This is a genomic window from Streptomyces atratus, assembly GCF_014648655.1.
GTDB classification, from domain to species: Bacteria; Actinomycetota; Actinomycetes; order Streptomycetales; family Streptomycetaceae; genus Streptomyces; species Streptomyces atratus.
The window spans coordinates 1-1,999 of the sequence record NZ_BMRN01000160.1; the positions used below are offsets into that span (position 1 = coordinate 1).

A 1,999-nucleotide genomic window follows, 5' to 3' on the forward strand; every position below is an offset into this window, starting at 1 on the left:
AAGCAGCGCCACCACCGACTCGATGCCCCGCTCCAGACAGACCCCGACGAACGACTCCGCACCCACCCCCTGAGCGACCAGATGACGCGCCAACCGGTTGGCACGGGCGTCCAGTTCCGCGTACGAGACCTCAACACCACCCGACACAACCGCCACCGCACCCGGCGTCCGCGCCACCTGCGCCTCGAACAACCCCGGCAGCGAACCCCCCGCCACCTCGACAGCCGAGTCGTTCCACTCGGTCAACACCCGGTACCGCTCGGCCTCGTCCAGCACGTCCAGCGTGCTCAGCCGCAGCTCCGGGTCCGCCGCGAGGCGCTCAAGGACCCACACCCAGCGGGCCACGAGCCGCTCGGCGCTCTCCGCGTCGAACAGGTCAGCGGAGGCGACGACCGAACCGCGCAGCCCCACCGGGGCGCCCGTCTCGTCGAAGGTCTCCGCCACCGACGCGTCCAGGTCGAACTTCGCCACCGACGCTCCGGCCGCGACGCCACCGGTCTGCACGCCGTGCAGGTCCAGGACCGCCTCGGCGTTGTTCTGCACCTGGAGCATCACCTGGAACAGGGGGTGCCGGGCCATCGACCGGCTCGGGGCCAGTTCTTCGACGAGCCGCTCGAACGGCACGTCCTGGTGCGCGAAGGCCGACAGGCTCGTCTCCCGTACGCGAGCGAGCACGTCCCGGAAGGTCGGGTCGCCACTCAAATCCGTACGCAGGACAAGGGTGTTGATGAAGAAGCCGACCAGGTCGTCCAGGGCCTCGTCCGTGCGGCCCGCGTTCGCCGAGCCGATCGGGACGTCCGTCCCGGCGCCCAGCTTCGAGAGCAGCATCGCCAGCGCGGCCTGGAGGGCCATGAACGTGGTCACGCCCTCGGCGCGCGCCACCTCCACGAGGCGGGCGTGCACCTCCGCCGGAACCGTCAGCGCGACGTCGTGACCCCGGTGCGAGGGAACCGCCGGCCGCACCCGGTCCACCGGTAGCTGAAGCTCCTCCGGCGCACCGGCCAACACCCCGTGCCAGTAGGCCATCTGACGGGAGATCAGGCTCTCGGAGTCAGACTCTTCGCCGAGCAGCTCCCGCTGCCACAGCGCGTAGTCCGCGTACTGCACCGGCAGTGGCTCCCACTCCGGCGCCCGGCCCGCGCACCGCGCCGCGTAGGCGGCCGACAGGTCGCGCGCCAGCGGGCGCTTCGACCAGCCGTCGCTCGCGATGTGGTGCATCGCCACGACGAGCACCCGCTCGTCGGCCCCGGCGGCGAACAGCCAGGCGCGGAAGGGGATCTCGACCGCGAGGTCGAAGGCGTAACCGGCCGCCGCGGCGACCGCGCCCGCCAGCTCCTCCGGAGCCACCTCGACCAGGGGCAGGTCCCACTCCAGCTCGTCGGTGCCGACGATCCGCTGGTACGGCTCGCCGTCGGCGACCTCGAAGACCGTACGCAGCACCTCGTGCCGCCCGATCACGTCCCGCAGGGCCGCTTCCAGCGCCTCCCGGTCCACGTCGCCGCCGAGGCGCAGGGCCACCGGGACGTTGTAGGCCGCGTTCGGGCCCTCCAGCTGGCCGATGAACCACAGGCGGCGCTGGGCGAACGAGAGCGGGATCCGTTCCGGGCGCGACCCGGCCGTCAGCGCCGTCCGTGCCTGGCCGGCACCGGTCAGACCGGCCGCGAGACCGGCCACCGTCGGGGCCTCGAACAGTTCGCGGATCTCGACCTCGACGCCGAGGACCGAGCGGATCCGGCTGGCCAGGCGCACCGCGAGGAGCGAGTGGCCGCCCAGCTCGAAGAAGTCGTCGTCGATGCCGACCTCGGAAAGGCCGAGGACCTCGGCGAAGGCCATGCACAGGATCTCCTCCTGGGGCGTGGCCGCCCGGCGCCCGCCGGAGGCCAGCGACGAGGAGTAGTCGGGTGTGGGCAGGGCCTTGCGGTCCAGCTTCCCGTTGCCGGTCAGCGGCAGCGCGTCCAGGACCACGACCGCCGACGGCACCATGTGCTCCGGCAGCCGC

Annotated in this window: 1 protein-coding gene; it reads right to left on the reverse strand. The window is 72.6% G+C overall.

Features of this window, described 5'->3' with window-relative positions:
* The coding region (locus IEZ15_RS43800) for a condensation domain-containing protein (RefSeq protein WP_189282497.1) at positions 1–1,999 on the reverse strand (1,999 nt) is incomplete at both ends.